Below are 25,925 nucleotides of genomic sequence, written 5' to 3'. Positions count from 1 at the left end.
CCGCGTATCCGTATTGATAAGATCCGTCTTAGCATCCGACGATCACCATCGCACGTCTCACTTCAATCGCCATAGGTCATAACGCCCAAACCATCAGCAAGAAGTATCCGCCGAGCAAGAACCACCACCGAAGATAAAAAGGAACCTTCGGGTCGCGTAACAAATCCGCTTTGCGCCGCGCCCTTTGGATTTGCTTTTCGGTCAATGGTGGGCGGTAGATATCGTTCAGATACGACCATGTCTTAAAATGCTCGGGGTGTTTGCGCTGAAACACCAACCCATGCGAAAACCAATCAAATCGCTTGTCCAACAGCTCTAGCCAAGGGCGTTTGATCACGTGGCTTGGCCGCACACCATCAGGACACAGATGGGTGTCAAAACCACGCAGCAGTTCTTTCTCGTAAAGACGCGTCTGGTTGAAATCCAGATCAACCAGGCCATTGAAAATCGGGCGCCACTTTTCTGGTCGCAGATCACCTTGCTTAAGTAAATCCTTGGTTTCGGAAACCAAGGTCACCAAAGCGTCAGGGCGCGGTTTGGTCTCATACTCAGGTGCGGGGGGAACCAACGGGGGTTGCGGGCTCGCCTTTTGTTCATGCGGCTGTTTTGGCGGGGCCTGAACCGGCGGCGCAGGTGGTGGGGTCTCAACCTTTGGCCGTTCTGGCGCCAGAACAGCCGGTGTTTCAGGCAAAACGGCCGTGACGCTTGCACTGCTTTGCACCCTTTGCAGCGCCTGTTCATAGGCCGTGCGCAAGTCCTGAAACCCCTGAGCGTCTTCTTGTGGATCAACCAGCTTTAGCTTTTTGGCATAAGCCCGTTTGACGCCGCGCTTGTCCGCGTCTTTGGGATCAATATCCAGAACTGACCAAGGCCAGCCCCTATTAACGGACATAGAATCCGCGCATGGCCTCGATCGCCTCTTGCGTCTGCTTTTGGGCCTTTGCGATGGTTTTTTCGTCTTGGCTGTCAAGAGAAGTCAAAAAGCCCGCCAAAAGACCGGCGACGTGCTCTCTGTCGGCACCCAGATGCATCGCGAAGAGCTCGTTCAATGCCTCGATGATTTCTTGGTTCTTGCGGCTTTCACTCGGATGATGCTTTAGCTTCGACAGCCGTTTCAAACTGGCCGCCCTGTCAGCGGGGTTCAGGGTCTTGGCACCACCCTCGATAATGATGGACTTGGTATTCTGGGTCGAAAGAACCGTCACATCGACCTCAAGCAGACCGTTCACATCGTAGGAAAACCGGACGGATATGTTTTCCTTACCAGCCGCAGCACGCGGGACTTCGATGCGCAGGCTGCCCAGCCGGATGTTGTCTTGGGCCAAGGGGGCCTCGCCCTGAAAAACCTCAACCAAAATCTCGGTTTGATTGTCGCGGGTGGTGTTGAAATAGTTCACGCGGCTTGTGGGGATCGTCGTGTTGCGCTCGATGATGGGCGAAAACGCACCGTTGATGACACCATGCATGGTTTCATTGCGCGACAAGATTCCCATGGAAAATGGCGACACATCGGTCATGACAACGTCATCAAGGGCCGCATTTTTCTGAACAAGTCCGGCTTGAACAGCAGCACCCATCGCGACAACCTCGTCAGGGTCTAGGCCGCGTTCGGGCAGTTTCTGGAACAGCTTTGACGCCATACTGCGTACCAGCGGCATGCGGGTTGATCCGCCCACCAAAAGAACCCGGTCAATTTCATCGACCGAAAGTTTTGCATCATACAAGCAGCGTTCGATCGGTAGAGCGCAATCGGGCGGTCAGATCGCCGCAGACGTCCTCGAACTGCGCGCGGGTGATTGTGATATCAAAGGTCGACTTTCCAATTTCCAGGCTGGCGGTTGCATCCGCCTGTGACGACAGGGATTGCTTGATCTGTTCTGCCGCACTCAGGATTTTTTCCTGCTCAAGCGCTTTCAGCTTTTGGAATCTCAGGTCATGCTCTTCCGCGATATGCAAGGCAATCGCAAGGGTGAAATCCTCGCCACCCAAAAAGGCATCACCCGACGAGGCACGCACCTCCATCACACCATCGAACATTTCCAGAATTGAAACGTCAAACGTGCCACCACCCAAATCCAGAACCACAAATGTGCTTTCCGCATCCCTGTCTTGCAAACCATAGGCCAGTGCCGCTGCCGTCGGCTCATTGATAAGGCGGGACACCGATAATCCTGCCAGATCCGCGGCCGCCAGCGTTTGTTCGCGCTGGATTGAGTTGAAATAGGCCGGAACAGTGATCACAAGGCTTTCGATCGGGGCATCAAATTGCGCTTTGATAAGCTCTTGCAGTTCTTGCAAGACCAAGGCGGACAGATCGATGGCGCTATAGCCGGTACGTCCAAGCTTGAATTCCTTCGTCGTGCCGATCGCTCGCTTAAAGGCTGCCGCAGATCTATCCGGTGCAAGAACAAGGCGGCTTTTTGCGCCACGCCCAACCAGTAGTTCATTGTTATCTGTCAAAGAGACAACTGAGGGCGTTAGAACCTCGTCGTTGTGGTTTTTGACAAGAAGGATCTCTCCACTGTCACTGTAAACCGCAGCCAGCGAATTCGTAGTTCCGAGATCGATTCCCACAGCTAGGCCCGTCATCGTCAAAAGAACTCCTATTGCCGGTTTTTACTGAAGTGATGGCGCCAATTGGCGCGTATGTATTCGGTTATGAAGGCGTGTAATGACGACTTCAAGCTCCATGCTATGACTGTTGAGCAACTGGTGCGATCAATGAAAGCTGAACCGCATCAAGCGGGCTGCAATCGTAGCATGGCAAGACACCGTCAATGTCGGTCATGGACAGCCATTTGAGAGGCAATTTTGTCTGAAGCCCGAAAGCGGGCCTAAGTGCATGGTGCAGCATCAAGCACTTGGGGCTCTTCGCTCCCCTTAGCCGCGCCGGGCTCCAGCATGCAACTTACCATTGAGACACATAAAGGACCAATAGAAATCCGAAGCGGAGACCAATACCTAGACTTTGCAAAGTCCGCTTCGTGCGCATCGCGACGTTGGTGCACGTTGAAGCAATCTACCGCCCGCCTCTCTTTCCTCTCGACTTCTGGTACATAGGAAGCGGTAGTGTGGTTGTCCTGCGTCGCAGGGGTGGCCCGGCTTGCGGGCTTTGCGTGGTGCGGGGGCGCAGATGCCCCGCGAGACGCAAAGGAGAACACCATGTCAACGAGAACACCCAAGCCGCAGGATGATGCATGTGAAGGCGCGAGTGCAGCGTTCGGACAGTGCGAGGCTGGCGCAACGGCGAAGGGCACACGATCTGGACGTAGGGCGACGCGACGATCGCCAGGGGCGAAGACCATCAAGGAACAGTTGCTCGCATCCGCACCGCCGTTCGAGCTAATGCCTGACAAACCCAAACGGACCTCGCGTCGGGAAGCCCTGATCAAGGCCCTGCAGCGCAAACGCCCGCAGTCGGCGGATCAACTTGGCAAGCGCCTTGGCTTACTGCCGCATTCCGTGCGCGCGGCGATCAGTGGCTTGCGGAAAGCGGGGATGACCGTCGTCACCACAAAGACCGCCGGGGGAACACGGTATCGGCTTGTTGCGCTGGATGCCGTGGGTGTGGATCAAGACGCAGCTGCGTCGAACGGGAAGGCCACTGCCGCTAAGGCGGCGTCATCATGACAAGGCCCCCGCACGTGCGGACGTTGGGTCAACGTTGGAACAGATTGCGTCAGCATCTCGCACCGAGCTCCTGCGTCTGTGGAAGGAAGTACACAAAACGCCGCCACCGAAGAGCCTGTCGGTGCCATTCCTGCGGGCTGCACTCAGCTACACGGTTCAGTGTCAGGCCCTTGGTGGACCGCGCCCGCAGGTGCTCCGGGACCTCAAACGTCTCACCGCCGCAAAAGCATCAGCGCCCGTGCTGCAGCCTGGGTTGACCCCCGGCACCCAGCTTGTCCGGGAATGGAACGGGCATCTCTACCGGGTCAGTGTCACTGATGCGGGCTTTGAGATGGAAGGGCGGAGATGGGCATCGCTCTCGGCGCTGGCCCGTCACATCACCGGTGCACATTGGTCAGGCCCGCGGTTCTTTGGATTGCAGAGCCGTCGCACAGTCGACAGATCGGTCACGAGCAACGCTGCCGAAGCCGATCAGGAGGCGGCAGCATGACGCGAACAAAGCCATCAGCCTGCGCGACGCCGCAACCCCGCCGTCGTATCCGCTGCGCGATCTATACCCGCAAATCAACCGAAGAGGGCCTTGATCAGGACTTCAACTCGCTGGATGCCCAGTATGAGGCCTGTGCGGCCTTCATCGCCAGCCAGAAAGCCGAAGGGTGGGAACTGGTACCAGATCGCTTTGATGACGGCGGGCTGTCAGGAGGAACCCTGGAGCGCCCGGCGTTGCAACGGCTGCTGGCCTTGATTGATGCGCGCCAGATTGATCAGATCATTGTCTATAAGATTGACCGGCTCACGCGCGCCTTGTCGGACTTCTCAAAGATTGTCGACAGGCTGGACAAAGTTGCGGCCAGCTTCGTCTCTGTCACACAGTCCTTCAATACCGCAACCAGCATGGGACGGCTCACACTCAACATGCTGCTGAGCTTTGCGCAGTTCGAGCGTGAGGTGACCGCTGAGCGGATCCGCGACAAGATCGCGGCCTCCAAGAAGAAGGGGCTCTGGATGGGAGGGACGGTGCCCCTTGGCTATCAGCCACAGGGCAGAAGCCTTGTCGTTGATCCTCAGACAGCACCAACGATCAGCAAGCTCTATGATCTCTACGAGAGGCAAGGGACGCTCTCTGCTGTCGCTGATGCCGCGAGCAAGGAGGGGCTTGGCAAGTCGCCGCGGCGGTCGATTGCTGATATGGACTGTTCCGGACCGGATGCTTCGACCACTGCACATGAACAAGGTGCAGCTTGCACCCCCTTCACCCGCAGTCATATCCACCAGATCCTGACCAACCCGATCTATGCCGGGCGGATCCGGCACTATGATGTGGTCTATCCTGGTCAGCATGCGGCGATCATTGATCCGGCGCGCTGGGAGGACATCCAGACCCGGCTTGCAAAGGAGGCCGCTCGCCCCCGCGGCAGTCGCAATACCCCTGCGCCCAGTTCGCTCAAGGGCAAACTCTTTGATGCAAAGGGCATCGCGCTGACACCGACACATAGCCAGAAGAAGGGGAGGCGGCATCGCTACTACATCTCCCGGGCTCTGGTGAGCGGGCGTGCAAAGGACCATCCGGATGCCTGGCGGCTCCCTGCTATAACCATCGAAGGGCAGGTCGCCGCCGCGTTGCGCAGTTATCTTGGCACGCCCACAAACTTGCTCGCCCTGCAAGCTGCGCCAGATACCAGCAATCTCGCAGCGCTACCGACGCTGGCCAAGCGCTTTGCTGACCTGTCGCAAGCCGATCTGCTTGCCTGCGTTGAAAGCGTGACACTGACTGACGGTAAGGCCGTGGTGCGGCTGGCCCCAAAAGCCATTGCACAATGCCTCGGCAGGGAGGTCGGTCATCTGAATGTGGATGCGCTTGCCTTTGATGCTCCACTCAACCTGCGTCGCCGCGGCGTGGAAACCAGGCTGGTGATCGGGGATGCCCAAGCAGAGATCGACATGACGCTCCTGCGCAACATCGCATTGGCCCGTGACTGGTATGCCCACATCACCGGTGGCAAGACACTGGGTACGGTCGCAGAGGAGACAGGCACGGACCGCCACCGCATCACGCAGATGATCCCGCTGGCCTTTCTGGCACCCGATGTCCTCGCGCAGGTTGTTGCGGGCAAGCAACCTACCGGCTTCACATCCGAATGGGTGAAGTCCAACACGCTGCCCATGGCGTGGGGCGCCCAGCGAGACCTGATCGCCGGGCTTTAAACGGGCTGTTCAAAGGCGCTTCAAAGGGACATTGAACACCATCAAATCGACCCTTCGCCGCGCCTGAGTTTGGATTTAGCCGCGCGCTCCACCGTTAAGATTCTCCAAAGATCACCTCCCTGCGGCGCATATCCAGCGGCGTGGAAAAAAGGGAACCGGTGCACCCCAGTACCTGAGACTGAGCAGTCAATCTGGCCCGCAACGCACCGCAAAAGCGTCTCCAGGCAAGACCCGGTGTGGGTAAGCTCATGAAATCGAAAGAGAAATCAGAGGGAAAAGCCAAACAGCATTGAGAAATGGAGTGTCTGGCGGAGGAGGTGGGATTCGAACCCACGGTAGACTTTCACCTACGTCGGTTTTCAAGACCGGTGCATTCAACCACTCTGCCACTCCTCCGACTTGGCCCTGTTAGCGGTTCGTTTCTGATTCGAAAAGCAGGTTCATCGTTTGGGGAAATCCGCCGACAAAATCCCTCAGAGCCTTTCAAATTACCCAATCGAGCGCTATCATTTTGTCAAAGATCGTACTGGACTTCATTTGGGACGCACGATCACACCCGAAAAACGGGTAGAGAGCGGGAATAGACACGGCTGTGTGACAGTGGATACTTGCACGAGGGTGCGTGCAAAAGAGGGGCAAAAGATGACGGGCTTTTTGATTTTGAACACCAGACGGTGGCCACTTTCACTGGCATTGATTGGTGCAATGGGGCTGGCCGCTTGTGATGAAAGCGGAGGTCTTGCATTTCCGACATCGCAAGGTGCAACTGCGCAAACACCACTGCCTGCCAATGCGCTCAACCAACGTCCGCAGCGCAATGTCGACATCGAGCGCCCCGACATTTTTGCCATCACTGACAATGGTTTATGGGATGGCCGCCCCTCGCTTGGCGGTGTCTGGGTGGCCCATCCCGAGGTGACTGATCCCGAGCGTGTCGTGATCCGCAACTCCGAAAGTGGACAAGAGATTATTGGCGCCTTGTTCCGGCGCGAGCGTGAAAATCCGGGCCCGTTGTTGCAAGTGTCGTCTGATGCAGCTGAAGCTTTGGGGCTTTTGCCCGGTTCGCCCACACGGCTGGAGGTTGTCGTTTTGCGCCGCGAAGAGGTTGAGGTCGAAGAACCCGAGAACCCTGTTGTCGCGAGTTTGGAAACGCCAGTCGCTGTTGAGGAAGAACCGTTGGAGCCTGCCGCTGAGAGCGCCGATGATCCAAGCGCTGCGGCGGCGGCAGCCGTGGTGTTGCCAGCCGCTGTCGAAGCCGCCACTGCGGCCGTCGAAGAAACAGCCGCGGCCTCGGCAGAAGCTGCCGATACGGTCGATGTATCGTCCGTCCTTGCGGCCACGTCGCCACTGCCTGAAGGCGCTAATGCGCAGATCGGGATCTATAGTGTGGAGGCGAATGCCAATGCGGCGGTCGGCACGATTACAGCTGCAGGCATTGATGCAGCCGCCACCCCGCAAGAACTGGGCGGTCGCACCGTTTGGCGTGTGACGGCTGGCCCGCTGTCTGATGCCGCTGACATTGCCCGCCTCAAAGAATTGGGTTTTGTCGATACCTTCTTGATTGAAGACGCTGAATAGCCCGGCGAAAAAGGAGAGCCTTCATGCTGCGATTTGGACCAATGCGCCGTTTTGCCTTGATGGCCGCGCTCGCCGTTGCTCCGGCGTGGGGCGCGGCGTTCGAAACGAACGCAACAGCCGCTTATATCTATGATCAAAGTACTGGCACCGTGCTTTTGTCAAAGAACGCGGATACGCCTTTGCCGCCAGCCTCCATGTCCAAGTTAATGACTATCTACATGGCATTCGAGGCCGTGGCCGACGGCCGTCTGGACATCAACGAAGAACTGGCAGTGTCATCGCATGCCGCGAGCTTTGGCGGATCATCCATGTTTCTTGACACCACGGATCGGGTGCGCGTCGAAGACTTGTTACGCGGCGTGATCGTTGTGTCGGGCAATGACGCCAGCGTGGTTTTGGCCGAGGCTTTGTCACCAGATGGTACAGAGGGCGGTTTCGCCCGGATGATGACGGATCGCGCGCGTCAGATGGGTATGATGAACTCGACCTTTGTCAATTCAAGCGGGTGGCCTGCCGCAGGTCACCGTATGTCGATGGAGGATCTGGGCATTCTGGCGAACCGCCTTATCACTGATTTCCCAACGTTTTATCCTCTCTTTGCTGAAACGGAATTTCCTTTTGATGGCCGGGTGCCGTCCAATTCGCGTAACCGCAATCCGGTCTTGTCGATGGGCATTGGTGCCGATGGTCTGAAAACCGGTCATACCCAAGAGGCAGGCTTTGGCCTTGTTGGATCGGCCAAGCAGGGTGATCGGCGTGTGATCTTTGTCGTGACCGGATTGGAGACGCGGCAAGAGAGGGCCGAAGAGTCGTCGAGAATTATCAACTGGGCCTTCCGCCAGTTTGCCGAAAAGGAAGTGGCCGAGGCGGGAACACGTATCGCATCTGCTGATGTCTGGATGGGGGAATTGCCCAGTGTCGGCCTAACTGTGGCCGAAGATTTTTCCTTGCTGGTTCCGGTCTTGAACCAAGGCGAGATCGAGGCGCAGGTTGTCTATGATGGTCCGATTGAAGCCCCGATCACCGCAGGTCAGCAAGTGGGCGAACTTGTGATCACGCTTGATGAACTGCCGGAAAAGCGCATCCCATTGGTTGCCGAGGCAGATGTGGCACGCGGCGGTTTTGCGACGCGCATGCGCACCGCCGCCTTGGTGCTTTGGCAGAAATTTGGCCCCGGTAGCGGGGATGAGGTGCCGGAAGAGGTATGAGCAAGCCCCGCTTTATTACCTTTGAGGGCATCGACGGGTCCGGTAAATCCACGCAGTCTCGCCGCTTTGCGGATCACCTGCGCGCGCGCGGAGACGATGTTGTGCTGACCCGCGAACCGGGCGGCAGCCCCGGTGCCGAGGAAATTCGCCAGTTGGTCCTGACCGGCGATCCGGACCGGTGGTCGCCTGAAACCGAAATCCTGCTGTTTACGGCTTCACGGCGGGACCATCTGGAAAAGACGATTGAACCTGCTTTGGCAGCGGGCAAGACCGTGATTTCCGACCGTTTCGCAGATAGCACCCGTGTCTACCAAGGGGCGACCCGTGGTGATCTGCGTGGCATGGTCGACAGCCTGCACACGCTGATGATCGGGCGTGAGCCAGACTTAACTTTCATCATAGACATGGACCCGGCGACGGCGTTGGAGCGCGGTTTGGCGCGTAAGTCTGGCGAAGATCGATTTGAGGATTTTGGTCTGGGCTTTCAGGAAACCCTGCGCCACGGTTTTCTGGCTTTGGCACATGCCCACCCAAACCGGTGTATTTTGATTGATGGGAATCGCACGCCCGATCAGATCGCCAGTGAAATCGCAGCCTACGCATGAGCGATGACGTTATCCCAGAGCCTGACCGGATTGCTGGTGCGCCGCATCCGCGCGAAACCAACGTACTTTATGGGCAAGCCAAGGCAGAGGCCGATTTTCTGGAGGCCTTCGGGGCAGGGCGCCTGCATTCAGGTTGGCTGATCACCGGGCCGCGCGGCGTGGGCAAGGCCACGCTGGCATGGAAGATTGCGACCTTTTTGTTGTCCGATCCAGAGGTGGGCCTTTTTGGTGATCCGACGCTTGCTGTCGATCCCGATCATCCGGATGCGCGGCTGATCCAAGCGGGTGCCCATCCGCGTTTGTCTTTGATCCGCAGACCATGGGACGAAAAAACCAAGAAACTGAAATCCGAGATTACCGTTGATGCTGTTCGCAGTCTGAAAAGCTTTTTTCAGATGTCGGCAGCGGATGGTGGACGGCGTGTGGTGATTGTGGATGCGGCGGATGAGCTGAACCGGAACGCGGCAAATGCCATTCTGAAAGAGCTGGAAGAACCACCCGCAAACTGCACAATTCTATTGATTGCGCATCAGCCGTCGCGCCTTTTGCCGACGATCCGGTCGCGCTGCCGCGAATTGCGCTGCGCCCGTTTGAATGCTGATGATTTGCAACGGGCACTGGCGCAGGCGGGTCACCCTTCAGAGCAATCCGAAAGTCTTGCCGCTCTTGCTAATGGCTCTGCTTACGACGCGATCCGGCTTTTGAACCACGATGGGCTGGCGCTTTATGCCGAGTTAATCAAGACTTTGGACAAACTGCCGCGCATTGATCGCCCTTCAGCGCTGCGTTTGGCCGATGCCTGTGTGGGCAAAGCAGCAGAAGTGCGCTTTGGCATGACGCTGGACCTGATTGATCTGTTTTTGTCGCGTGCGGCCCGTGCCGGATTGTTGGGCGAGCCGTCGGCCCAAGGTGCCCCGGGGGAGGCGCGGTTGCTGGCACGCATTGCACCGCATGACCGCGCTGCGCGGAACTGGGCCCAACTGCAACAGGATCTGACCGACCGATCACGTCATGGGCGCGCGGTGAACCTTGACCCTGCGGCGCTGATCCTTGATATGATTTTCAAGATTGAAGAGACGGCACAAGGGACCGCCGTAGCCTGAAAGCCGCGAAATGACCCAAGCGAGTATCGTTGACAGCCACTGCCACCTTGATTTCCCAGATTTTGATGGTGAACGGGACGCCCTTATCGCGCGCGCGGTCGCGGCAGGTGTGACGCGGATGGTGACGATCTGCACAAAGCTGCGGTTGGAACCGCAGGTGCGGGCGATTGCCGAAACCTACGCTCCGGTTTTTTATGCGGCAGGGACACATCCCATGAGTGCGGCGGATGAGCCGCTCGCCACTGTTGATGAACTGATCGCGATGGCGGATCACCCCAAGTTTATCGGCATTGGCGAGACGGGTCTTGACTATCATTACACCGCCGAAAGCGCTGATATTCAAAAACAATCCTTACGCGTGCATATTGCGGCGGCGCGGGAAACCAAGCTGCCTTTGATCATCCATGCCCGTGCCGCTGATGATGACATGGCCAGCATCTTGCGCGAGGAATTCGACAAAGGTGCCTATACCTGCGTGATGCACTGCTTCTCAAGCGGTGCAGCCCTTGCCAAAGCGGCCCTTGAGATGGATTTCTACCTGTCCATGTCCGGTATTGCGGCCTTCCCCAAAAGTCAGGAATTGCGCGATATCTTTGCTGCGGCCCCGGTTGACCGCGTTTTGGTCGAAACCGACAGCCCGTACCTTGCACCGCCGCCCTTCCGGGGGAAGCGGAATGAGCCTGCCTATACAGCACATACCGCCAAGGTCGGCGCCGAGGTATTCGGGATATCTTATGACGATTTCGCCACGCAAACGACAGCTAACTTCGACCGATTGTTCTGGAAGGCTGCTGCATGACCGACCAGCTGCATTTTCGTATTCTGGGCTGCGGTTCTTCTGGTGGCGTGCCGCGCCTTGGTGGGCTTTGGGGCGCTTGCGATCCGAGTAATCCCAAAAATATCCGTCAACGCTGTTCGCTGCTGGTCACCCGCACCAGCGGCGACAAGATCACCCGGGTCTTGATCGATACGACGCCTGACATGCGCGCCCAGCTTTTGGACGCAGAGGTCGGTACGTTAGATGCTGTTGTCTACACCCATAGTCACGCCGATCACGTGCATGGGATCGACGACTTGCGTATGGTTGTCTTTAATAGACGCGAGCGTCTGCAAGTCTGGGCTGATGGCGATACCAGCAACGATCTGTTGGGGCGGTTTGGCTATGCGTTTGTGCAGCCCAAGGGGTCGTCCTATCCGCCCATCCTTGAGCTGAATACGATCAAGGGTGATATCACGATCAGCGGCGAAGGAGGCGATATCGTCCTACGCCCGTTTGAAGTGGAACACGGGAACATCGAAGCACTCGGGTTCCGTATTGGCGATGTGGCTTATCTGCCCGATGTCTCAACAATCCCGGATGATGTCTGGCCGGTTCTTGACGGCCTGGAATACTGGATCGTTGACGCGCTGCGCCGCGACCCGCATCCGACACATTCGCATCTGGCCAACACGCTGCAATGGATCGAACGGGTGGCCCCCAAACGTGCGATCCTAACGAATATGCACAATGACCTCGACTATGCGACCGTGGCCGCAGAGACCCCGGATTATGTTGACCCTGCCTATGACGGAATGACCATCTCGGTGCCCGCAGCCTAAGAAGGAGCCGCAATGGCCGCGCTGATTGATGTTATTCTGCCGGTCTTTCTGGTCATCGGCTTTGGCTATGTCGCTGTCTGGAAAGGCTATTTCAGCGACGCGGGTGTGGACGGGTTGATGAAATTCACCCAAGGGTTCGCCATTCCCTGCTTGTTGTTTCGGGCGATCTCGACCCTTGATCTGGAACAGAACTTTGATTTGGCATTATTGGGCAGCTACTACGCGGCCGCTTTCGCCTGCTTTGGTGTTGGGTTATTGGGCGCGCGTTACATCTTTGGCCGGGATTGGGAGGACAGCATTGCCATCGGCTTTTGCTGCCTCTTTGCCAATTCGCTCTTGTTGGGTTTGCCGATCACGGAACGGGCTTACGGCATCAGCGCGCTTGAGGCGAACTATGCCATCATTGCGATCCATTCGCCGTTTTGCTATGCGGTGGGCATCACGGCGATGGAGATCGTGCGCAATCGCGGTGGCAATATCGCAACCCTGCCGGGCAAAGTGCTGAATGCGATGTTCCGTAATGCGTTGATTCTGGGGATCAGCCTTGGCTTTGTGGTCAATCTGGGGGGCATTCCACTGCCCGCTGTTTTTACAGATGCGGTTGACTTGATGGTAAGGGCCGCCTTGCCAGCCGCCTTGTTCGGTTTGGGCGGCGTGCTCTATCGGTATCGGCCAGAGGGCGACATGCGCACAATCCTGTTTGTCGTTGGCGTCTCGTTGATCCTGCAACCTTTGCTCGTCTGGGGGCTGGCAAAGGCCAATGATCTATCGGACGCCGCCTTACGCTCGGCGATCCTGACCGCGGCAATGGCCCCGGGTATCAACGCATATGTCTTTGCAAATATGTATGGCAAAGCGCGCCGGGTCGCGGCATCGTCGGTCTTGATGGCGACCGGACTGTCGATCTTGACTGTTTGGCTGTGGCTGGCCGTGCTGCCCTAAACACCTTCGACCACCACGATCATGCTTGTCGCATTGTCCCGGCGGATTTGGGCAACCTCCTGATAGGCTGGATCATCATACAGCGCCTTTGCCTGCGCGTAGCTGTCAAATTCGAACACGACGTGGCGTTCGAACTGCGGACCTTCCGGGTTTTCCGAGGCCCCACCGCGTACCAAGGGACGGCCACCATAGCTTGCAATGATTGGGGTGTTGCGTGTGACATAGGCTTTGTAAGCCTCCGCATTTTGCAAGGTGACATGGCCGATGATGTAGCCTTTGGACATGTTGTTTTCCTTTGATTTGGTGCTGTGACGCGAAGGGTCGTTTGTGGTGCGGCAAATGGCAAGAGGCATTCATGAGGCCCAATAACGGGGCGGTCGTGCGGGCACCTTTTTCTTTCAGCTTCGACCCAGAGATCTAGCATTGACTTCACCGGTGTCACACTACCTTACGGCGAGACATGAGCGGAGTTGATCAATGCGTTTTCTGGCCGTTACAGCACTTGTTTTGTACATTACGACGCCCATCCTGCATGCGCAGGTCGCGCTGCGGGCGTTGGTGTGCAGGCCGTTGAAATGCGCGCCTTGGCAGAAACCGTACCTGTCTTCGCTGAAGTCACGACGGCGCGCGATGGCGATGTCGCCGGACGTGTTGCTGGTAATGTTGAAGCGGTGGCCGTTCTGGCCGGATCAAGCGTTGCGGAAGGCGATCTGCTTGTCGAATTGAACGATGACTTGCTCAAAATTCAGGTGGCGCAATCTGAAGCACAATTGGCCGAGGCTGAGGCCGGGATTGAAACGGCGCGCGCCCGCGTGGATCGCACCCGTATCTCGCTGGACCGGATCGAGGCGCTGCGCGGTGGATCAGCCTTCAGTCAGGGCCGTTTCGACGATGCACAGGCCGATGTTCTGGAGGCTGAGGCGCAACTGGTAGAGGCGGAGGCCCGCGAGAAAAGCGCGCAATCGCGTTTGGCCGAGACACGTTATCAGCTTGAACGCAGCAGGATTTTAGCGCCATTCTCCGGCGTTGTTTTGGAAGTGAACACGATCCCCGGCGCCTTCATTCAGGCAGGCACACCCGTCGTGCGCCTTTTGGATACCGATGCTTTTGAGGTGCAGGCCAATGTGCCGTCTCGCTACACCGCATTCTTATCACCCGGCCAATCCGTGATCGCCCGGACCGAATTTGGCACCGAACTGACCTTGCAGCTTCGTGCGGTGCTGCCGATTGAAAACCCATCGACACGGACACGCGCTGTTTTGTTTTCTGCACCAGATCTGTCTGATCTTGGCGACGCTGCGGTCGGGCAATCCCTGACCGTCGAAATCCCAGTCGGTGATGCGCGTGAGGTGCTGTCCGTTCCCAAAGACGCGTTGGTGCAGGGGCAGGGCGGGTGGACTGTCTTTGTCGCCGCTGATGATCAGGCGCAACCGCGTTCTGTGACGCTTGGTGTGCCATTGGGCGATCGTTATGAGGTCCTGAGCGGCCTCGCACCCGGTGATCTGGTCGTGGTGCGCGGCAATGAACGCTTGCGCCCGGGTCAGGCCATCACCGCAAATGTGCTGGAGACCAACTGATGGATTTCATCCGATGTTCCATCGAACGTCCCGTCGCTGTGATTGCCGCCGTGTTGATGGCGGTCCTCTTTGGTATACTGGCGCTGACACAGATCCCGATCCAACTGGCCCCTGATGTGCGCAAGCCCATCGTTGTTATTTCAACCAACTGGCCCGGCGCTGCACCCACCGAAATTGAGCGTGAGATCGTGAACCCGCAAGAAGAAACGCTGCGCGGCCTTGATGGTCTGGAAATCATGACATCGCGCGCCCGCACCGGCGAGGCCGAGGTGACGTTGGAGTTCGCCATCGGCACAGATATGAGTCAGTCGCTCTTGCTGGTGTCGAATCGCCTGGACCGTGTAGGCGGGTATCCGGCAGAGGCCAATGAGCCGACGCTGAACACCTCGGGCGCAGATGACAGCCCAATCGCGTGGGTGTTGATTACAGCAGAAGAAGGGAACACCCGATCAATTCCATCCTATGGTGATTTCCTTGAAGATATCGTCAAGGACCGGGTGGAGCGTATTCCCGGTGTGGCGGCGGTCAACGTCTTTGGCGGGGTCACACGTGAACTGCAGGTGGTGGTTGATCCGCAAGGGTTATCCCGTTTTGGCCTGACGGTGCCCGAAGTCGTGCAGCGGTTGCGTGCCGAGAACATCTCCATCTCGGCAGGTGATGTTGACGAAGGCAAGCGCCGTTACGTGGTGCGCACCGAAAGCAACCTGAATACCGAAGAGGCAGTGCGAAATGTGGTACTGCGCTCTGACGCAACGAATGGCGGCACCGGGCGGGTGAGGGTCAGCGATGTGGCTGATGTGTCCTTTGAATTCAAGGAATCAACCGCGCGGCTAAGGTTCAAAGGTGAGCCGGGACTGGCCTTTAACGTGGTCCGCGAATCGGGTGCGAACGTCATCACTGTCATGGACGAAATCCGAACCGTCCTTGCCGCATTGCAGGCCGGGCCCGTGGCCGAGCAGGGCCTGATCATGAATCAGGTTTATGATGAGACGATCTATATTGAAGGCGCCATCGACCTTGTGACCCAGAACATCTATATCGGTGGCGCCCTGGCGGCGTTGGTCCTTCTGCTGTTTTTGCGATCACCACGCGCGGTTGTGATTATCTCCCTGTCGATCCCGGTGTCTGTTGTCGCAACCTTCGTTGTTATGGCCGCCACCGGGCGCACGCTGAATGTGATCTCGCTTGCAGGTATCGCGTTTGCCGTGGGCATGATTGTGGATGCCGCGATTGTTGTGCTCGAAAACATCTACCGGCTGCGTGAAAGGGGGTATTCGCGCCGCGAGGCCGCCTACCTTGGTGCCAAGCAGGTCTGGGGGCCATTCTGGTTTCCGCGCTAACAACGGTTCTGGTGTTTGTGCCGATCCTGATCATGCAGCTTGAGGCAGGGCAGCTGTTCCGCGACATTGCCGTCGCCATTTCTGTTTCGGTCCTGTTGTCGCTTGTTGTTGCCGTGACCGTGATCCCGGCCCTGGCAAGCCGCCTGTTGCGCCGTGATGATCAGAACGCAATTGGGATTTGGGGGCTTGACCATCTTGCGCGTGGCTTTCGCGGGTTGGTGATGGCCTATGTGCGTGTAACGGTGCGGTTTCGGACAATCGGCGTGATCATGGTGGCTGTCATTGCGGGGGTGCGGCCGTTGCCAGTTGGACGTTCTTACCGCGCCTTGAATACCTGCCAGAGGGGAACCGCAATCTGGTCTTTGGCCTGATTATCCCGCCGCCCGGCTATAACCTTGACACGACCGAGACGATTGCCCAGCGGATCGAAAATGTCGCGGCACCGCTGTGGGAGGCGGCCCCCGCGCCGCAGACCGAAGATGGTACACCGACGATCGACAGTTTTTTCTTCGTAGCCACCCCTGGCAATTCCTTTGTGGGGGCAGGGGCAGTTGATACGCGCCGCGCAGGTGATCTGATCCCGGTGCTCAGCCGTCCGATCTTTGCCGAGCCCGGCACCTTTGGGTTCATGACCCAACCGTCGCTCTTTGGCCGTGGCGTGGGCGGGGGCCGCACGATTGAGCTGAATGTCTCAGGCCAGGAACTCGAAGATATCCTTGCGGTTGCGGGTCGTGCCGCTGGCATCGTTTCGGGCCTCTTGCCCCGCTCTGAAGGTCACCAGTTTCGTCCTATTCCGGGGCTGGAGCTTGGCGCACCCGAGGTGCGTTTGATCCCCGACCCCTTGCGCCTGGCCGATGCCGGGCTGGATAGTTCCGGTCTGGCCGCCACCGTAGATGCTTTCAATGACGGTTTGCGGGTGGCCGAGATCACCGTTGGGTCCGAACGGGTCGATCTGGTTTTGAAGGGTGATCCGTCCATAAACGAGGCGGCGCGCACACAGGATGTGGGCAACTACCCTGTGGTGACGCCAAGTGGGCACATCGTGCCGGTATCAGCCTTGGCTGATGTGGTGCTGACCGCTGGTCCAACGGAAATCCGGCATCGCGAACGTCTGCGGACGGTGACACTCGAAGTGCGCCCAGCGGATAATCTGCCCTTGGAGGAAGCCGTTGAACTGCTCGAAAACGAAGTCGTCGCGGTCTTGCAACAGCAGGGCATTCCCGATGATATCCGCCTCGGCGTATCGGGTACGGCGGATCAACTGAGCCAAACGTGGTCAGCCATTCAAATCAATCTCATCGTGGCGCTGATCATTGTGTTCCTGGTAATGGCGATCCTGTTTGAAAGCTTCGTTCTGCCGCTTGTCATCATGATCGCGGTGCCGGTTGCTGCCGCCGGTGGGGTCGGGGGCTTGGCGGTTCTCAATCTCTATCAGACGCAACCGATGGATATGCTGACGCTGCTTGGATTCGTGATTCTTGTGGGAATCGTGGTGAACAACGCGATCCTGATTGTGCACCAGACGTTGTTCCATTTACGAGAGGATAGGATGGACCCGGTTGCCGCGATAGAGGAGGCCACGCGCAACCGCATTCGTCCGATCTTTATGTCGACGCTGACAAGTGTGATGGGCATGCTGCCATTGGTGATTTTCCCCGGCGAAGGGTCCGAGCTTTATCGTGGCCTGGGCGCGGTTGTTTTGGGCGGCCTGTCCATGTCGGCCTTCCTGACGTTGTTGACGGTGCCACCCTTGCTGCGGCTCGTGCTGCGTAAACCAGAACCGCAGGCCGAAAAGCTTGGCGCTGTGGCAGCTGCGGAATAAGCTTTGTCGCTGCGACCAACAGGTGCTTGAGCCGATAAAGATCACTTAATATCAAGGCGCTGCAATTAATTGAGAATAGTTCTCATTTGCATTTACAATTGCGAATAAGTCGCATAAGCAGGTTTTTAATTGACACCCTGCTCTTGAAAGGACACTTGAATGCACATGATGAAATGTATCGCCACCGCCGTTTGCGCTGCGGCCCTGTCCACTACCGCGATGGCTGACGAAGACCGCTTTAAAGCGGTGACAACCTTTACCGTGATCGCCGATATGGCGCAGAACGTGGCCGGTGACGCGGCAATCGTGGAAAGCATCACCAAGGCCGGGGCAGAGATCCACGGCTATCAGCCGACCCCCGGCGATATCATCCGCGCGCAGGATGCTGATTTGATCCTGTGGAACGGGCTGAACCTTGAATTGTGGTTCGAACAGTTCTTCAGCAACCTGTCTGACGTGCCTAGTGCCACGCTCAGCGATGGCATCGCCCCGATGAGTATTTCGTCGGGTGAATATGACGGCAAACCCAATCCGCACGCCTGGATGAGCCTGGAAAGTGCGCTGATCTACGTGGACAACATCCGTGATGCCTTTGTTGAGCATGACCCTGAAAATGCCGCGACCTATGAGGCGAATGCCGAAGCGTACAAGGCTGAGATTACGGCGGCTTTGGCACCTCTGCGCGAACAAATCCTTGCCGTGCCCGCCGACCAGCGCTGGCTGGTCAGCTGCGAAGGGGCCTTCAGCTATCTGGCCCGTGATTTTGAGATGCAGGAGCTTTATCTTTGGCCGATCAACGCCGACAGCCAAGGTACACCCCAACAGGTGCGTCGGGTGATTGATACAGTGCGCGAGAACGACATCCCCGCCGTCTTCTGTGAAAGCACCGTCAGCCAGGCACCGGCTGAACAGGTCGCCCGCGAGACGGATGCGGAATACGCTGGCGTGCTTTACGTTGACAGCCTGACCGAGGCGGATGGGGCCGTGCCGACGTACCTCGATCTGCTGCGTGTCACGACCGAAACCATTGCGGCGGGCCTGACGGAATGAGCGAAACCCCCGGCATCCTCTCGCACGATGTGACGGTGACCTACCGCAATGGTCATACCGCATTGCACAACGCGAGCTTTGAGATACCCACGGGGACCATTACGGCCCTTGTGGGTGTCAACGGTGCCGGGAAGTCCACACTGTTCAAAGCGATTATGGGTTTCGTGCCCGCAGCAAAGGGCGAGATTTCGGTGCTGGGCATGCCGGTCAGCGCAGCGCTGCGCAAAAACATTGTCGCCTACGTCCCCCAGTCCGAGGAGGTCGACTGGACCTTCCCGGTGCTGGTCGAAGATGTGGTGATGATGGGCCGCTATGGGCACATGGGGTTCTTCCGCCGCCCGAAGCAGGCAGATCATGATGCGGTGACGGATGCTTTGGCGCGCGTGAATATGTCAGAGTTTCGATATCGCCAGATTGGCGAACTCTCGGGCGGCCAGCGGAAACGCGTCTTCCTCGCCCGTGCCTTGGCGCAAGAGGGACAGGTGATCTTGCTGGACGAGCCGTTCACGGGCGTTGATGTGCAGACCGAAGACGCCATCGTGGCCCTGCTGCGCGATTTGCGGGATGAAGGGCGCGTTATCTTGGTCTCAACCCATAACCTCGGCTCCGTGCCCGAATTCTGCGACCGCACCGTTTTGGTCAAAGGCACCGTATTGGCCTATGGTCTGACGCCGGAGGTCTTCACGCGCGACAACCTTGAACTCGCCTTTGGCGGCGTGCTGCGCCACTTCGTTCTGGGCGGTGCTGACCTGCATGACGATGACGACAGCCGCCAGATTCAGGTCATTACCGACGACGAGCGCCCATTCATTGTCTACGGCGACGACCACCAGACCGCCAAAGACGAGACGAAAGAGCCAACGTGATGGGATGGCTGTTGGAACCGTTCAGCTATGCCTACATGTTCAACGCCATGTGGGTCAGCGCCCTGGTCGGCGGCGTCTGTGCCTTCCTGTCGGCCTATCTGATGTTGAAAGGTTGGTCGCTGATCGGTGATGCGCTCAGCCATTCCATCGTGCCGGGTGTGGCCGGGGCCTATATGCTGGGACTGCCTTTTGCCTTAGGGGCATTCGCAGCCGGTGGTTTGGCGGCGGGGGCGATGCTGTTCCTCAACCAACGCTCAGGATTAAAAGAAGATACGATCATCGGTTTGATCTTCACGTCGTTCTTCGGACTTGGCCTTTTCATGGTGTCGTTGTCGCCCACATCGGTCAGCGTACAGACGATCACTTTGGGCAATATCTTGGCTATTACACCATCTGACACGCTGCAACTTGCGATCATCGGGTTTGTGACCTTGGCGGTGCTGTTGGCCAAATGGAAAGACCTCATGGTCACGTTCTTTGATGAAAACCATGCGCGATCTATCGGGTTGCGTCCTGATATCCTGCGTATCGTGTTTTTCACCTTGCTGTCGGCGTCCTGTGTTGCGGCACTACAAACAGTCGGCGCCTTCCTTGTGATCGCGATGGTCGTCACCCCGGGGGCGACGGCCTATCTGTTGACCGATCGCTTTCCAAAACTGCTGGTCCTGAGCGTCAACATCGGGGCAGGAACCAGCTTTGTCGGGGCCTACTTGAGTTACTTTGCAGACGGCGCGACAGGCGGCATCATCGTCTCGCTACAAACGCTGATATTCCTCGCTGCATTCTTCTTTGCGCCCAAACATGGCTATCTGGCCGCCCGCCGCGCGCGCGGCCGCGGTGTTGGAGGCAGGTTGATGGAAACGCTGCTGTTCCCGTTCCAGTTTGCCTTTATGAACAACGCCTTTTTGATGATGGCGATCATCGCGGTGCCCACCAGCCTGCTGTCCTGCTATCTGGTGCTGAAAGGCTGGTCCTTGATGGGCGATGCGATCAGCCATGCGGTGTTGCCGGGGATTGTGATTGCTTTCCTGCTGAATATCCCACTGATCATCGGGGCCTTTGTGGCGGGCATGTTCTGTGCCATCAGCACCGGGTTCTTGTCGGCCAACAGTCGGGTGAAACAGGACACGATCATGGGGATCGTGTTTTCGGGCATGTTCGGCTTTGGGCTGGTGCTGTACACCAAGATCACGACCGATGTGCACCTCGATCATATCTTGTTTGGGAACATGCTGGGCGTGCAATCCGAAGATATCTGGACCGCTGGTGGCATTGCGCTGCTTGTTGCCGTTGTCATTGTTGCAAAACGCCGCGAGTTCATGCTGCACGCCTTTGATCCTGTGCAGGCACAGGCCGTTGGACTGCGGGTTGGTTGGCTGCACTACGGGCTGCTGGCGCTGATTTCTCTGACAATCGTGGCCACGCTGGCGGCCGTCGGGATCATCCTGGCCATTGGTTTGCTCATTGCGCCCGGCGCGATTGCCTTTCTGGTGACCAAACGTTTTGCCCTGATGCTGCCAATTGCCGTAGGGGTGACGATGGTGTCAGGCGTTGCGGGCGTTTATGCCAGTTTTTTTATAGACAGCGCCCCCGCGCCAACCATCATTCTGGTTCTGACGGTGATCTTCATCGCCGCCTTCGTGCGCGCCAACCTCAGAATGCGTCAAACCACAGGTACTGTCGCGAAACCCTAACGTCCCAGCGTCGCGGCGATCTGCTCGGCCAGTTTCAACAAAGCCGCAGACTGCGCCGCCGCAATGGTGCCAACGCTGGCATCTGCCATCGGCTCGGTAATTTCAAAGCTGTGGGTGCTGTCGCGGAACGGGGTGGCCTCGCTTGCGACAAAGAACTGCCCGTTCAATTCAAACGTCCCGTCAATACCCCCCAGCATCCGTTCGACCCGCACGTCCACGGATACATCGGGCAGGCCAACAAAGGGCCATGGGTCGGGGCCGACATCAGCGTTCAATATGTCGCTGAGCGTGCGTGTCAGGATCAATGTGACGGCGCGTTCAGGCTCATCCGCCCACAAGACATCTTCACGGATCACGATGCGGCCTTCAGTGGTCTCGACGGCAATCTCTTCGGATGCAGCATAAAGCGGCAAAGACACAGTGCGCACCATCGCGCTGCCCACCAAGGGGCGCAGGTCAAGTGAGGATGGGACCGGTGTCAATGCGACCCGATCAGCAAGCGGTGAACAGGCGGCGAATGCGGCGATTGCCAGAAACATGAGGCGTGAAAACATGACTTACCGTCCGATCAACAAGGAATTGGGGTTGCGTTCAATCGTCCGCGCCAGAGATGAAATCGCATCAGACGCTTCTTGAATATCACGCAATGTGGCCAGCGTTTCGGCGCTAAAGCGCGAACGTTCGCCATAGCTGTTCACGACCGCCTCTGTTTGATTGACCAACTCGCTGGCGCGGGCGGCAAGCGCGGGCAGGGTGCTGACGGCGTTTTCAACGGCCTTTGCGGCCTCATTGGCGGACGCAAGTGCGGCGTTCACATTTTCAACAGCGCCGCCTTCGCGCACATCATCCAGCAAGGCGCGCATGGTCGACAGGGCGGCATTGGCCTCGGCGGGGAAGGCCACGGCATCATCGGTGCCAATAAATGCGTCGATAGCATTCAGCGATGCGGTGGCCGATGCCACCAACGCCTCTAGCTCTAATGCGTTGGCGCGTGCGGTCAGCGCTTCGATGTCTGCCGTGATCTGAGGCAGGTTCTGTGTGGCCAGTTCGATATTGGTGGCCACTTGGGTCGCCGTTGCGACAGCGGCATCAAGATCCGTGATCAACCCGACCTCGACCGCTTCTGCAATCAGGCTATCAAGATCACCGACCACATTGCGGATGTCGCCGGGGATGGATTGCACGTCTTCTGAATTGATCAGCTCACGGGATTCGTCCAGCAGTGCAACCAGGGCTGCAGGTGTTGCACGGGTGTATTCATCGTTTGCCAAACGCTCAATGCTGTCCATCAGATTGATTGCACCATCCATCAGTTCTTCGACGGGCAAGGCGTTGATACGCGCCAAAGGCCTTCCGCCGTGGCGGCCACGTCAGAGATGTCGGACTCGGTGGTTGGAATGACCGGAAAATCACCCGAGGTCAGGTTCATGATGGCGGGTAGCGCGTCTTCGACCTCAATCAATTCAACAAACAGCGTGCTTAGCCAGAATATTGCCGGTCACCATACGGGCGCGCAGCCCGCGTGTCACAAAATCTGACAGCAATGCCAGCGCATCTTCGACGGTCGCATCGGGGCCCATACCAAGACGAGACGGTTCAATCGCCAGCACCGCTTGCAGCCGCACCCGCGCATCGGTTGTTTCTCCAACGACAATGGCGTTCAGATCGCGCACCTCACCGATGCGGATACCCTGAAAACGCACCTCAGAGCCGACGGCCAAGCCGCTGACCGATTGTTCAAACAGAACGGCGACTTCGAGAACCTCGGCATTGGGATCAGTAAACAGACTGTCGCGGGCGGCCTGTTCGGTCGGGAAGATGTCAAAGCGGTGTCCTTCGTTGATTGGCTGACCACCGGACACGACCGTGTCAAAGGCGATGCCGCCTTCAATGACTGAGGCCAAGGAGCTGACATCAAGCGAGACACCACCGGCCCCAAATGACACGCTAAAGCCTGACGTATCCCAAAACCGCGTGCTGCTGGTAATACGCCTGTCATAGGGGCTTTCGATAAAGGCATCCACGACGACCTGACGGCCGTTAAATGACAGCTCCGGTTTCTCCAGATAGCCGACCTCGATCCCCTTATGCAGGATCGGCGCACCTGCGGCGATGCTGCCCCCATCATCTGCCCGCAATACAACACGCGTGCCGCGCTGTCCGGCGCGGATCAAATTGGGTTGTTCAAGACCGGTAAACTGGGTTTGGGCAACATCAGCTTCGGTGTCCCAATTGCCCTCGATAAAGACGCCGGACAGAACCGTTTCCAATCCGGTGATTCCACGCACGGACACGTCCGGGCGCACGACCCAGAATTGAGCATCATCATCCAGAAAGGGGGCAACGGTCTGATCAACCCGCGCATGCACAAGAACCACGGCAAGCCCCTCGGAGAACTCGACGTCTTCCACTTCGCCGATGGTGACGTCACGATATTTGATCGTGGTCTCGCCAGCGGTGATGCCTGCGGCGTTCTCAAAGCTGATCGTGATCAGTGTCCCGCGATCCGCATAGCTTTGCCAGGCTGCCCAAAGTGAAATCCCCAAGGCAAATAGGGGCACCAGCCAGACAAGCGACAAACGCTGCCAGATCCGTCGTTTGACGGGCCTTACATCAAACGGCGCGGGGCCGGTGTCGTTCGGGTCACTCATTCTCGGGTCCTGGCTACGTCCCAAATCAAACGGGAGTCAAAGGCTTGCGCCGATAGCATGGTAAAGATCACCGACAAAGCAAAGCTGACAGCCGCAATGCCGGGGTTAACTGTTGCAATTGTATCGAGTTGCACCAGCGCCGACAGGATTGCAACGACAAACACGTCAATCATCGACCAACGGCCAATGAATTCAACCACCTCATAGGCCCTGTGACGCTCATGCTGATTGGCCTTGGAATGGCGCTGCACGCTGATGGCCAGATAGATAATGGCCACGAATTTGCCCACCGGGATCATGACAGATGCGACAAAAACGATAAGCGCGATCCCCCAGGAGCCATGTTCAAACAGTTCGACCACGCCCCCGATAATGGTACTTTCCGAGCGCTCGACCAGCGTCGAGGTCAGTAGCATCGGATAGATATTGGCCGGGATGTAGGCAATCATCCCGGCAATGAGCCACGCCCAGACCTTTTGTAGGCTTTCCGTGTCACGGCTTTGCAGCCGCCCTTCGCAGCGCTTGCAGACATCCGTGCCCAACGGGTGCACCTGCCCGCATTGCTGACAGGCCACCAATCCGGCGTCACGCGCCGTAATCAACCCGTCGCGTTGTCCAGCGCTTCCCAAATCGAATACCTGCAAATCAATTGATCTTTGAGAACAGTAATCACAACCACCCCCGCAAAGGCCCAAAACGCGGGGCCAATCGTGACGGCGGCCAGACCCGCCACCTTAATCAGGGCGACCGTCACCCCGACAATGAAAATCTCGGCCATACTCCAGGGCCGCAAGCGCTCAGCCAGTGCAAAGGCCTTGCGGGCACCCTGTCGCGGCTTTTGTTCCCGCACCAGCGGGCCAAGGGCATAGATCAGCGCACTCAGCCGCATCAGCGGGATGACCACAATGAAAAAGGCGACTGCGATCGCAAGCGGGAAAGCGTAGCCGTCGTTAAACGCCAAGACAGCATCAATGACCGAGGTGGCATTGTGCAATCCGCCAGCGTCCAACGTCAGAAACGGGAAACTGACCGCTGCGATCATCATAATGAAGGCGGTCAGTGCCAAGCTTAGAATCCGCGCCATCGCTGCTTACTGCGATGTCATCAACACGATCCCGCATTGCTGGCAGTGCGCGCGCGCATTGTCAGGCAGTGCGCTGGCGCGATGCAGCGTGTCGCATTGCGGACAGGCGACCAGATCATCCATTGGTGTGTCGTGCATGCTCACGCGGTTTCAGGCTCCTGCCAGTCAATGGGACTTGCCCCAAAGGTTTCGCGAGGTTATCGCGTTGCCATCAGATATGCTATGCCCCCGTCCGCTTCAACGCAACGTGCAGAGAGTGCTATGAAAGACACAGTTTTCCCGCCCCGCCCAACGCCCGCTATCCCTGTAAAGGGGCGCGCAGGTTTTCCGGTAGGGCGCATTTTTTGCGTGGGCCGCAACTATGCCGATCACGCCGCCGAAATGGGGTACGCGGTGGATCGCGAAGCACCGTTCTATTTCACCAAATCCGCCCATGCCGTTCTGTTATCTGGTCAAGACATGTCGTACCCGCCGCGCACCGCCGACCTGCATCATGAGATGGAACTGGTGGTCGCCATCGGACGCACAGCCAAGGATATTGCCGAAGTTGACGCCATGGATATGGTCTATGGTTATGGATGCGGTCTGGATATGACCCGCCGCGATCTGCAGGCGGCGGCAAAGGAAAAACGCCGTCCATGGGATACGGGCAAAGACTTTGACAATGCCGCGATCATCGCGCCGCTGACGCCAAAAGCAGACGACGCAGAGATCGGTGATCTGGTGATCAGACTCGACGTCAACGGAGAAACGCGCCAGCAGGCGACACTCTCTGACATGGTCTGGTCGATCCCTGAAATCATCGCAGATCTGTCAACGCTTTACACCCTGCACCCCGGTGATCTGATTATGACCGGTACGCCCGCTGGGGTAGGGCCCGTTGTCAAAGGTGACGTATTACGCGGCACAATTGGCGATTTCGACCCAGTTGAGACCACGATCATCTGATTGAATGCGCCTTGCGACCTTCT

Annotated in this window: 26 protein-coding genes, 1 tRNA gene and 2 pseudogenes; 18 read left to right on the top strand and 11 right to left on the bottom strand. The window is 57.8% G+C overall.

Annotated features, from left to right (window positions below; genetic code table 11):
- Positions 1-76 precede the first annotated feature (76 nt).
- From QTO30_RS07340 to QTO30_RS07330, 3 genes are read right to left on the bottom strand one after another with little or no spacing between them, the layout of a single operon-like run.
- Positions 77-892: a hypothetical protein gene (locus QTO30_RS07340; RefSeq protein WP_340423502.1), complete on the bottom strand. Its 816-nt coding sequence runs from the start codon at positions 890-892 to the stop codon at positions 77-79.
- Positions 882-1,724 (bottom strand): Hsp70 family protein, encoded by an 843-nt coding sequence (locus tag QTO30_RS07335; protein ID WP_340423499.1) that lies wholly within the window; start codon positions 1,722-1,724, stop codon positions 882-884. Before QTO30_RS07335 ends, QTO30_RS07340 begins: the two co-directional genes overlap by 11 nt.
- Positions 1,717-2,574 carry an Hsp70 family protein gene (locus QTO30_RS07330; protein ID WP_340423496.1) on the bottom strand — a complete coding sequence of 286 codons (858 nt, stop codon included), beginning with the start codon at positions 2,572-2,574 and terminating at the stop codon, positions 1,717-1,719. The genes QTO30_RS07335 and QTO30_RS07330 overlap by 8 nt, the downstream gene beginning before the upstream one ends.
- A 588-nt stretch (positions 2,575-3,162) precedes the next feature.
- On the opposite strand from QTO30_RS07330, the gene QTO30_RS07325 reads away from it, so the two are divergent.
- From QTO30_RS07325 to QTO30_RS07315, 3 genes are read left to right on the top strand one after another with little or no spacing between them, the layout of a single operon-like run.
- Complete coding sequence (locus tag QTO30_RS07325; protein WP_340423494.1) at positions 3,163-3,630, top strand: DUF3489 domain-containing protein; 468 nt, start codon at positions 3,163-3,165, stop codon at positions 3,628-3,630.
- Positions 3,557-4,120, top strand: coding sequence for a DUF2924 domain-containing protein (locus QTO30_RS07320; RefSeq protein ID WP_340425892.1), 564 nt, complete (start codon positions 3,557-3,559; stop codon positions 4,118-4,120). Before QTO30_RS07325 ends, QTO30_RS07320 begins: the two co-directional genes overlap by 74 nt.
- On the top strand, positions 4,117-5,835 hold the full coding sequence (locus tag QTO30_RS07315; RefSeq protein WP_340423492.1) for a recombinase family protein: 1,719 nt from the start codon (positions 4,117-4,119) through the stop codon (positions 5,833-5,835). Before QTO30_RS07320 ends, QTO30_RS07315 begins: the two co-directional genes overlap by 4 nt.
- Before the next feature lie 306 nt (positions 5,836-6,141).
- Here the strand turns inward: QTO30_RS07315 and QTO30_RS07310 are convergent.
- Positions 6,142-6,231, bottom strand: a tRNA-Ser gene (locus QTO30_RS07310).
- Between the two features lie 246 nt (positions 6,232-6,477).
- On the opposite strand from QTO30_RS07310, the gene QTO30_RS07305 reads away from it, so the two are divergent.
- The 7 genes from QTO30_RS07305 to QTO30_RS07275 are packed head-to-tail and all read left to right on the top strand — an operon-like array spanning position 6,478 to position 12,870.
- Complete coding sequence (locus tag QTO30_RS07305) at positions 6,478-7,413, top strand: SPOR domain-containing protein (protein WP_340423489.1); 936 nt, start codon at positions 6,478-6,480, stop codon at positions 7,411-7,413.
- Between the two features lie 41 nt (positions 7,414-7,454).
- A complete protein-coding gene (locus tag QTO30_RS07300; protein ID WP_445327180.1) occupies positions 7,455-8,621 on the top strand; it encodes a D-alanyl-D-alanine carboxypeptidase family protein in 1,167 nt (388 codons plus the stop codon).
- Positions 8,618-9,226: a dTMP kinase gene (tmk, locus tag QTO30_RS07295; RefSeq protein WP_340423487.1), complete on the top strand. Its 609-nt coding sequence runs from the start codon at positions 8,618-8,620 to the stop codon at positions 9,224-9,226. The genes QTO30_RS07300 and tmk overlap by 4 nt, the downstream gene beginning before the upstream one ends.
- Positions 9,223-10,329, top strand: coding sequence for a DNA polymerase III subunit delta' (locus tag QTO30_RS07290; RefSeq protein WP_340423486.1), 1,107 nt, complete (start codon positions 9,223-9,225; stop codon positions 10,327-10,329). The genes tmk and QTO30_RS07290 overlap by 4 nt, the downstream gene beginning before the upstream one ends.
- A 10-nt stretch (positions 10,330-10,339) precedes the next feature.
- Positions 10,340-11,128, top strand: a complete 789-nt coding sequence (locus tag QTO30_RS07285) for a TatD family hydrolase (RefSeq protein ID WP_340423484.1) — start codon at positions 10,340-10,342, stop codon at positions 11,126-11,128.
- Positions 11,125-11,928, top strand: a complete 804-nt coding sequence (locus tag QTO30_RS07280) for an MBL fold metallo-hydrolase (RefSeq protein ID WP_340423483.1) — start codon at positions 11,125-11,127, stop codon at positions 11,926-11,928. The genes QTO30_RS07285 and QTO30_RS07280 overlap by 4 nt, the downstream gene beginning before the upstream one ends.
- Positions 11,929-11,940: 12 nt before the next feature.
- Positions 11,941-12,870, top strand: a complete 930-nt coding sequence (locus tag QTO30_RS07275) for an AEC family transporter (RefSeq protein WP_340423482.1) — start codon at positions 11,941-11,943, stop codon at positions 12,868-12,870.
- Here the strand turns inward: QTO30_RS07275 and QTO30_RS07270 are convergent.
- The gene (locus tag QTO30_RS07270; RefSeq protein ID WP_340423481.1) at positions 12,867-13,154 is read right to left on the bottom strand and encodes a DUF1330 domain-containing protein; all 288 of its coding nucleotides are present in this window, start codon (positions 13,152-13,154) and stop codon (positions 12,867-12,869) included. The two genes, QTO30_RS07275 and QTO30_RS07270, sit on opposite strands and share 4 nt — an antisense overlap.
- Positions 13,155-13,340: 186 nt before the next feature.
- Between QTO30_RS07270 and QTO30_RS07265 the strand changes: the two genes are divergently transcribed.
- The 7 genes and pseudogenes from QTO30_RS07265 to QTO30_RS07230 all read left to right on the top strand — a co-directional run bounded on the left by QTO30_RS07265 (position 13,341) and on the right by QTO30_RS07230 (position 21,219).
- Positions 13,341-14,447, top strand: coding sequence for an efflux RND transporter periplasmic adaptor subunit (locus QTO30_RS07265; RefSeq protein WP_340423479.1), 1,107 nt, complete (start codon positions 13,341-13,343; stop codon positions 14,445-14,447).
- A pseudogene (locus QTO30_RS07260) lies at positions 14,447-16,158 on the top strand (efflux RND transporter permease subunit). Before QTO30_RS07265 ends, QTO30_RS07260 begins: the two are co-directional and overlap by 1 nt.
- The gene (locus QTO30_RS07250; RefSeq protein WP_340425889.1) at positions 16,122-17,609 is read left to right on the top strand and encodes an efflux RND transporter permease subunit; all 1,488 of its coding nucleotides are present in this window, start codon (positions 16,122-16,124) and stop codon (positions 17,607-17,609) included. The pseudogene QTO30_RS07260 and the gene QTO30_RS07250 overlap by 37 nt, the downstream one beginning before the upstream one ends.
- A gap of 159 nt (positions 17,610-17,768) precedes the next feature.
- Positions 17,769-18,659 carry a metal ABC transporter substrate-binding protein gene (locus QTO30_RS07245; RefSeq protein ID WP_340423474.1) on the top strand — a complete coding sequence of 297 codons (891 nt, stop codon included), beginning with the start codon at positions 17,769-17,771 and terminating at the stop codon, positions 18,657-18,659.
- Positions 18,656-19,525 carry a manganese/iron ABC transporter ATP-binding protein gene (locus QTO30_RS07240; RefSeq protein ID WP_340423473.1) on the top strand — a complete coding sequence of 290 codons (870 nt, stop codon included), beginning with the start codon at positions 18,656-18,658 and terminating at the stop codon, positions 19,523-19,525. The genes QTO30_RS07245 and QTO30_RS07240 overlap by 4 nt, the downstream gene beginning before the upstream one ends.
- Positions 19,525-20,349, top strand: a pseudogene (locus QTO30_RS07235) (metal ABC transporter permease); the annotation flags it as partial. The gene QTO30_RS07240 and the pseudogene QTO30_RS07235, both read left to right, overlap by 1 nt.
- A 30-nt stretch (positions 20,350-20,379) precedes the next feature.
- Positions 20,380-21,219: a metal ABC transporter permease gene (locus QTO30_RS07230; protein ID WP_340425888.1), complete on the top strand. Its 840-nt coding sequence runs from the start codon at positions 20,380-20,382 to the stop codon at positions 21,217-21,219.
- On the opposite strand, the gene QTO30_RS07225 is transcribed toward QTO30_RS07230, so the two are convergent.
- From QTO30_RS07225 to QTO30_RS07200, 6 genes are all read right to left on the bottom strand, one after another.
- Positions 21,216-21,773, bottom strand: coding sequence for a PqiC family protein (locus QTO30_RS07225; RefSeq protein ID WP_340423472.1), 558 nt, complete (start codon positions 21,771-21,773; stop codon positions 21,216-21,218). The genes QTO30_RS07230 and QTO30_RS07225 overlap by 4 nt on opposite strands.
- 3 nt (positions 21,774-21,776) lie before the next feature.
- Positions 21,777-22,565: a hypothetical protein gene (locus QTO30_RS07220; protein ID WP_340423471.1), complete on the bottom strand. Its 789-nt coding sequence runs from the start codon at positions 22,563-22,565 to the stop codon at positions 21,777-21,779.
- A gap of 117 nt (positions 22,566-22,682) precedes the next feature.
- Positions 22,683-23,870: a PqiB family protein gene (locus QTO30_RS07215; protein WP_340423469.1), complete on the bottom strand. Its 1,188-nt coding sequence runs from the start codon at positions 23,868-23,870 to the stop codon at positions 22,683-22,685.
- Positions 23,867-24,499 (bottom strand): paraquat-inducible protein A, encoded by a 633-nt coding sequence (locus QTO30_RS07210; protein ID WP_445327179.1) that lies wholly within the window; start codon positions 24,497-24,499, stop codon positions 23,867-23,869. The genes QTO30_RS07215 and QTO30_RS07210 overlap by 4 nt, the downstream gene beginning before the upstream one ends.
- Complete coding sequence (locus tag QTO30_RS07205) at positions 24,469-24,954, bottom strand: paraquat-inducible protein A (RefSeq protein WP_340423467.1); 486 nt, start codon at positions 24,952-24,954, stop codon at positions 24,469-24,471. Before QTO30_RS07205 ends, QTO30_RS07210 begins: the two co-directional genes overlap by 31 nt.
- Positions 24,955-24,960: 6 nt before the next feature.
- Entirely contained in the window at positions 24,961-25,098 is a 138-nt protein-coding gene (locus QTO30_RS07200) for a hypothetical protein (protein WP_340423465.1), read from the bottom strand.
- A 117-nt stretch (positions 25,099-25,215) separates the two neighbouring features.
- On the opposite strand from QTO30_RS07200, the gene QTO30_RS07195 reads away from it, so the two are divergent.
- Entirely contained in the window at positions 25,216-25,902 is a 687-nt protein-coding gene (locus QTO30_RS07195; protein ID WP_340423464.1) for a fumarylacetoacetate hydrolase family protein, read from the top strand.
- Positions 25,903-25,925 lie beyond the last annotated feature (23 nt).

It is taken from the genome of Yoonia sp. GPGPB17, from assembly GCF_037892195.1.
Lineage (GTDB): Bacteria > Pseudomonadota > Alphaproteobacteria > Rhodobacterales > Rhodobacteraceae > Yoonia.
Note: the sequence above shows the minus strand (reverse complement) of the source record. Positions and strands in the feature narration are given on the sequence as shown.